Here is a 5,723-nt window from a genome sequence, read left to right as displayed (position 1 = left end):
CCCACGCCTTGCGCACCCGCTGTTCCCCGCCGACGAACCCGCCCTCGCGGAACGCGGCGACGGCCTGGCGGTAGGACAGCGGCGGGTCGTCGCTGTAGCGCAGGTGCCGCAGCACGACGACGAGCTGAGCGTCCGTCAGCGGCTCACCCGTCACGGGGACCGGGACACCGGCGACGGCGGCGATTTCCTCCAGCGTCACGGGGGGTGTGACGGGGTCCGTGTCGGGCGTGACGGCTTCCGGCTCGATGGTCCCGGATTCGTCCGTGACCTGCGTGTCTTCCTCCGTCACGGAGGGCGTGACGCCCGTGACGGCCGGACCCTCAGCGGCGGGCAGTTCCGGGGGCGTCGCGGTCTCGACGGCCGGGGCCGTCACGGCCGTGACGGGCAGGGCGAACATGCCCGCAAGGGCCGCGTCCGCACCGGCCGTCATCCGCTCCCGCTGCACGTCGACCAGGTGCACCCCGAGCTGCGCGTCACCGGTACCGACGCGCTCAGCGAGCTTCCACGACTTCAGCTCCGACGCCTGGCGCGCCTTCTCGTCGGGGTGGTTCGCGGCGCGGGCGCGGTGGTAGGCGAGCCGCTGCATGACCGTCGCGTTGCGCCGCTGCGCTTCCGCGTCGACCCCAGTGCGGTAGACCACGATGCGGCGGGCCAGCAGGCCCATGCCCTCAGCCGAAACGCACATGGCCATCGGCGTGACGGCGAACACCACCGCCTCCGTCACGGTCTTAGCGACGGCCGCGCCGGTCAGGGAGGCCACCGCGGGCAGCGTCCACAACCCGACCCGCACGGCCGCCGGGGCGGACTGTCCCAGCATGGTCAGACCCACCAGGACCAGCGCCAGAACGAGGGTCGCGCCCTCGCCTGCGGCGACCACACCGAGCGCGGTAGCGGAGCGGTGGAAGACGGATGTGATGTTGCTGTAGGTGCCCCACGCGCCCATGCCGCCAAAGGCGACCATGGGCAGTGCGGCGGCACCCAACACGAGTCCCTGGCCCCGCGTGAGGGGCCGGTCGGGGGTGTCGTTCATGGGAACTCCCTGTTCGAAGGGGTTAGGCGGCGCGCTGTTCCTCGGCGGCGATGCACAGTCCGCAGATGCCGTAGGAGCGCGGGATGCAGTACCCGACGTCCAGTTCGCAGCGCGGGCAGGTACGGCGGGCGAGCATCGCCAAAGCGAGCGCGCCCCACTTGCGCGAGGTCATCGGACGGACCGGCTTGGCCAGGTCCTCGCGGTAGAAGTAGGCCACCCGGAAGCCGTGGTGGCGGTTGTAGCGCATCACCTGCGCGGCGATCGGTTGACCGCCGGGCCGTAAGCCCTTGGCACGGAGCTGTCGGCGGGTGAACAGACCGTCCGGGGCCATGTGCCAGGGGTAGGTGGGGATGCCGTAGCGGGCGCCGGTGGGGTCGTAGCACTTGGCGTAGGCGGTGGGCATCAGGCTGCCGCTCCGCTCGGTGCCGGGTCGGGCATGTCGGCGTAGGCCACCAGCTCCACCATGGCGCCCGCGTACTCGACGGACGTCTTCAGCACACGCGTACGGTCGCCCACACCCTGCGTGCCGTGGTCCACGGTGTCCGCAGCGATGCCGAGCGCTTCGCGCCACGCCTCGAAGTCGGCCAGGTCGTAGTGGAAAGCCAGCTTCAACCGGTCCGGCCAGATGGTGGAGACGTCCACCATCGGCGCCGGCAGGTGCCCGAAGTCTGCGGCCAGCAGGCGCAGCGCCCGCAGCGACACGGCCAGGTCGTCCAGCGTCAGACCCTCGCTCATGCCGCGACCCCCCGGCGTACCGGACGGCGGCGGGCGGGGCGGACCAGCGGAATGACGTTGAACAGGTCCGGGTGGTCGTCGACCACCCGCGCGGCCAGGCGGATCAGGTCGTCGGCGAGGCTACCGAACTCGGGGTCGGCGAGGATGTCACGCGCCGCGTCCAACCGCGCCGCGCGCTCCTCGTCGCTCTCGCCCTCCACCCCGAGCCACAGCTCAACCGGGGTGCCGAGCGCGAGTTCCGCGAACTCCGCCTCGGTGACGGCCTGATGACCGGCAACGATGCACTTCATGGAAGTCTCTCCTCACAGTGGAACGGCCCGAACGCGCCCGGAGGTGCCTCTACGGGGCGCGCGGCCGTGGGAAAGGAACCGCACCGGAAGCGGCGCGGGTGGGACCTGAGAAAGTCCTCATCAAACGGGCAGGCCACCGACGTGACGCCGGCGCCCTGCCCGCATGACGAGTGACGGGAAAACCCGTCACCGTCGTCTCGCGGCTCCGTACGTGCCTTGCTCCGCCTCCCTTGGACGGCGCGCGGTCACCGCGCCACTCAGTCGCTACTCGCTGAGTGGTTGCTCCCTGGATGCCATGGGCTGGGTGCGGCCCAATCAACGGGGTCCCCGCGATCCGGTCCCTGGGTCCACGCCCGAGGGTCAGACCAACGGCTTAGCCGATGACACCGATCGATCCGTGAAGACGACGGACTTCTACGTCTCCCCTACCGCTCGAACCGCGTGTAAGCAGGTCCGACGGGGCCCTCCTCGTCTGCTCGCTGGGTTCGCTCACGCGATGCGAGCGTGAGGAACATGTAGTACGTGTTCCTCATCATGCAGAGAGGGATTCGTCTCGTCAAGCCCGTTGGCTTTGTGGAGTTCGGCGAGCCCCTCGCCGCGATGTACCTACAGACTGGCGCCGACATCGACGACGCTCGACTTCGTGTCTGTACGACTTGGGTCGTCCTTAGCTAGCGTGAAGTCGAACCAAGTCGTCCCAGTTAGGGAGAGGTTGTCGTGGCGAACGAGCGACTGCGCGGCGCAATCGTGGACTTGGGCCTGACGCTCGATGAGGTCGCTGCGCGGCTCGGGGTTGCGCCCAAGACAGTCGAACGCTGGATCAACGAGCCTGAGCGCAAGCCATACCGTCGCTTCCAGTACGCGACAGCTTCGCTGTTGAGGTGCGAAGTGTCGTACCTGTGGCCGGATGAGCGCACGTCAGCCGAGGTCACGGCCTCTGGCAACGCGGAGTTGGTCAGGCTCTATCCACACCGGTCCGTCGTGATGCAGACCCTTTGGACGAGCCTCTATTCCAAGGCGACCCGCCAGTTCGACCTGTTGGTGTACTCCGGGTTCTGGCTCACAGAAGACGCGACATTCCACCGGATCGTGAAGGAGAAGTCAGCCGACGGAGTACCCATCCGCTTCATGCTGGGAGAGCCCGCGTCACCCGCCGTGGCGGTGCGCGGCGAGGACGAAGGGATCGGCGCTGCGATGGCAGGCAAGATCAGGAACGCTCTCGTCAACTACGGCCCACTCTTCGGCCTCCCCGGGGTGGAGTTCCGGCTGCACAGTACGACCCTCTACAACTCGATCTACCGGTCCGACGACGAGATGCTGGCAAACGGGCACCTCTACGGCGTCGGCGCCTACATGGCCCCTGTACTGCATCTGCAACGCGTGCCCGGCGGGGAGCTCTTCGACGCCTACGCTGAGAGCGTTGAGAAGGTCTGGGAATCAGCCCGGCCGATCTCCTCGCCGGCCGAGTGGGAAGGCACGCCCTGATGAGCCGCATCGACTACTTCCGCGAGCCTGGCGCCCCAAAGGCCAACTCGGTGGTGCCGTCGGTCACGGCGGTCGTCCGGGACGACTCGGGACGACTTCTACTCATCCACAAGACCGACAATGATCTGTGGGCCCTGCCCGGCGGCGGCCACGACATCGGTGAACGCATCGGCGACACTGCCGTTCGAGAGGTCCTAGAAGAGACGGGCGTTCAGGTCGAGATCGACAACATCGTCGGTCTCTACACCGACCCTGAGCACGTGATGGCCTACGACGACGGAGAGGTCCGGCAACAGTTCTCCATCTGCTTCCGGGCCCATCCCGTCGGCGGTTCCCTGCGCACGAGCAGCGAATCGAAAGAGGTCCGCTGGGTCAACCCAGCGGACCTTGATGGACTGGACATCCACCCCTCGATGTTGCTGCGCATCCGGCACGGGCTGGACGAATCGCAGGAGGCGCCCTACATCGGCTGATCGGCGGTGGAGGCTCGCGTCAAGCGCCCCTCAACGCGCTCAGCGGCTCCATGGATTTCAGGGGTGGCACGTTGAATGAATCGCCCCACGATCGTGTCCGGGCCGTACCGTTGCACGATCTCGTCCAGCCGTTCCGCCGGCGTGGTGTGCGTTCCATCCGGCGTTGTCGTCATGTCGCAGTAGATCAGCGCGTCCACGAGTTCCGGACGCTCTAGCTGGAACTCCCCCTCAAGCTCCGGCCGCATCCCGCGTTCCTCGGCTTCCAGGAGAGCGCAGGAGTGATGCGCAACGAGACGAACGACTCGTTCGTCCGCCCCTTCCTGGTGCCGGAGGAACCGCGCGCCGTCCAGCGGGTGAAAGCCAGTAGTGGCGATGGATGGCGAGTACCCCACGTCATGCAGGACGGCGGCGGCCTCCAACAGGTCCGCATCGTCACCCAGGATCGGGCTCAAGGAGCGGGCGCGCTTGGCGACCCCGAGGGAGTGCGCCCACCGGCGCGGCAGCGGTTCGGACAGCATCGCTTCGGAGAGCGAGTACGCCCACTCAGTAAGTCCCATGGCGGCTAAGACTACGGTTGCGCGGCGTGAGTCGGGAGAGCACGTACGGTGCGCCCCCTGCCGTGCACGGTGGCGAGCAAGCCGTGCCCTTCCATCTGTGCCAGGACGCGCCGCACCGCGGTCCGGGAAGCGCCGAACCGCTCACACAGCTTCGCCTCTGACGGGTACGCGTCACCCACGGACAGAGAATCTTCCGTGATCAGGTCGATCATCCGCTGATCGAGGGATCTCCGATCACCGCTCCGAGCGGGGCGCCATCCGATCCCAGGCTCAGACTCGACAACGCCGTCGGCTTCGAGAACCTTGAGCGCGCGACGGATGGTGTTGCGGGAGACGCTGTGCGAACGCATGAGGGCCGCTTCCGATGGCAAGGGCTCGCCCTCTTTGATCTCTTTCCGTAGTGCCTCCGCAATGACCAGGTAGGTTCCGCGCGGACTGGCCTCCGACACTTCGGCTCCTCTCGCATCACTCCATCGCCCGATGGCAAGGGTCCCACGACCTGACGGCACTCGCGTGAGGTCGCTGCTGGGTGTGCTGTTCGGCCGCCCCGTCGCTGAGTGAGGCAGTGAGGGGCCACGTTGGGCGTCTCACGGCAGCACGTGAGGGCGACCCTGGGGAGTGAACGGGGAGTGGATCAAGGAAATGATGCCGCGCCGCGCCCACGCCAACCAACGCACACCAAGGCTCTGACCTGCCCGTATGCCCAACGGCCCTGGTCAGCGATCTTTCCGCACGTTATTCGGGACGAAGAGGTCGTGGGTTCAAATCCCGCCACCCCGACAGTGAAGTACCAGGTCAGGGGCCTGATCCGCGAGAGCGGGTCGGGCCCCTGACTCGTTTCCCGGGCCCCACTCCACACAGCACCGATGATCACTCGGTGGCCGTACCCATCCCCAGTCGGGGCCTGACGCAAGATCGCGAAACCTGGCCGGAGTACTGACCGGAGTACTGACCGGAGTACTGACCGGTCTACTGTCGGCCCGCCGATAGTTTGCGTCAGTGAACACTCTGTGGATGCCCCGTAAGAGATGTAACCAAACTGGAGGAATTCCAGGTGCGATCTCGGGGCGGAGTCTCGATCCCATTACATCCCTCACACCATGCGCAGAAAGCAAAAAAGAGGGGGTGGGGGCGGTCTCGGCCGATCCAGGCT

The 5,723-nt window shown here is 67.3% G+C and carries 8 protein-coding genes; 2 read left to right on the top strand and 6 right to left on the bottom strand.

From position 1 onward, the window contains the following. The 4 genes from FNH08_RS43050 to FNH08_RS43035 all read right to left on the bottom strand — a co-directional run. Positions 1-1,030 (bottom strand): hypothetical protein (locus FNH08_RS43050; protein ID WP_152776954.1); only part of this gene is annotated, 1,030 nt, incomplete at its 3' end. 22 nt (positions 1,031-1,052) lie between these two features. Next, a complete protein-coding gene (locus tag FNH08_RS43045) occupies positions 1,053-1,433 on the bottom strand; it encodes an RRQRL motif-containing zinc-binding protein (protein ID WP_152776953.1) in 381 nt (126 codons plus the stop codon). Continuing rightward, entirely contained in the window at positions 1,433-1,765 is a 333-nt protein-coding gene (locus FNH08_RS43040; protein WP_152776952.1) for a hypothetical protein, read from the bottom strand. The genes FNH08_RS43045 and FNH08_RS43040 overlap by 1 nt, the downstream gene beginning before the upstream one ends. Continuing rightward, entirely contained in the window at positions 1,762-2,055 is a 294-nt protein-coding gene (locus FNH08_RS43035) for a hypothetical protein (protein ID WP_152776951.1), read from the bottom strand. The genes FNH08_RS43040 and FNH08_RS43035 overlap by 4 nt, the downstream gene beginning before the upstream one ends. Before the next feature lie 717 nt (positions 2,056-2,772). Here FNH08_RS43035 and FNH08_RS43030 point away from each other — a divergent pair. Together FNH08_RS43030 and FNH08_RS43025 are read left to right on the top strand one after the other, a co-directional pair. Further along, positions 2,773-3,540, top strand: a complete 768-nt coding sequence (locus FNH08_RS43030) for a helix-turn-helix domain-containing protein (protein ID WP_322726380.1) — start codon at positions 2,773-2,775, stop codon at positions 3,538-3,540. Then, entirely contained in the window at positions 3,540-4,013 is a 474-nt protein-coding gene (locus tag FNH08_RS43025; protein WP_152776950.1) for an NUDIX domain-containing protein, read from the top strand. The genes FNH08_RS43030 and FNH08_RS43025 overlap by 1 nt, the downstream gene beginning before the upstream one ends. Here the strand turns inward: FNH08_RS43025 and FNH08_RS43020 are convergent. Both FNH08_RS43020 and FNH08_RS43015 read right to left on the bottom strand, forming a co-directional pair. After that, entirely contained in the window at positions 4,001-4,570 is a 570-nt protein-coding gene (locus FNH08_RS43020; protein ID WP_152776949.1) for an HD domain-containing protein, read from the bottom strand. The two genes, FNH08_RS43025 and FNH08_RS43020, sit on opposite strands and share 13 nt — an antisense overlap. 11 nt (positions 4,571-4,581) lie before the next feature. Continuing rightward, the gene (locus FNH08_RS43015) at positions 4,582-5,019 is read right to left on the bottom strand and encodes a GntR family transcriptional regulator (protein ID WP_322726379.1); all 438 of its coding nucleotides are present in this window, start codon (positions 5,017-5,019) and stop codon (positions 4,582-4,584) included. Positions 5,020-5,723: the final 704 nt, after the last annotated feature.

Origin of the sequence: Streptomyces spongiae, assembly GCF_009377185.1 — a bacterium.
GTDB classification, from domain to species: domain Bacteria; phylum Actinomycetota; class Actinomycetes; order Streptomycetales; family Streptomycetaceae; genus Streptomyces; species Streptomyces spongiae.
The sequence above is the reverse complement of the archived record's forward strand: the minus strand, read 5'-3'. Positions and strand labels throughout refer to the sequence as shown.

Coding starts and splice junctions, on each gene's coding strand:
- FNH08_RS43020 (WP_152776949.1), bottom strand. CDS start 4,570: ATGGGACTTACTGAGTGGGCGTACTCGCTCTCCGAAGCGATGCTGTCC.
- FNH08_RS43040 (WP_152776952.1), bottom strand. CDS start 1,765: ATGAGCGAGGGTCTGACGCTGGACGACCTGGCCGTGTCGCTGCGGGCG.
- FNH08_RS43045 (WP_152776953.1), bottom strand. CDS start 1,433: ATGCCCACCGCCTACGCCAAGTGCTACGACCCCACCGGCGCCCGCTAC.
- FNH08_RS43025 (WP_152776950.1), top strand. CDS start 3,540: ATGAGCCGCATCGACTACTTCCGCGAGCCTGGCGCCCCAAAGGCCAAC.
- FNH08_RS43035 (WP_152776951.1), bottom strand. CDS start 2,055: ATGAAGTGCATCGTTGCCGGTCATCAGGCCGTCACCGAGGCGGAGTTC.